1 protein-coding gene is annotated in these 249 nt (G+C 64.3%); it reads right to left on the bottom strand.

Features of this window, described 5'->3' with window-relative positions; genetic code table 11:
• On the bottom strand, window positions 1–249 hold a 249-nt coding region (locus KVT28_RS25930), incomplete at both ends, for a family 16 glycoside hydrolase (protein WP_217551133.1).

The following is a 249-nucleotide window of genomic DNA, read 5'->3' as shown; positions in this document are numbered from 1 at the left end:
CGAGTCGGCGATGGCCTCGATGCGGAACCGGTTCCACTCGTTCTGCCTGAAGGCGTTTCGGGCAGCCGGATTGTTGGTGTGGTTTTGCAGCCAGCCGCGCCGCCCTTCTTCATACAGCCCGCCCGGCCCGGCGCGCGCACTGGGATCGATCTCGATCTGGTATCCGTGGACCACTCCCGGACGAACGCGATAGGTGCGCCCGCGCCATTCCGTTTGCGTGGGCTGATCATAGGCATGACTGCGAATCTG

This window comes from Pantoea sp. GbtcB22 (assembly GCF_019091025.1).
GTDB lineage: Bacteria > Pseudomonadota > Gammaproteobacteria > Enterobacterales > Enterobacteriaceae > Pantoea > Pantoea leporis.
Note: the sequence above shows the minus strand (reverse complement) of the source record. Positions and strands in the feature narration are given on the sequence as shown.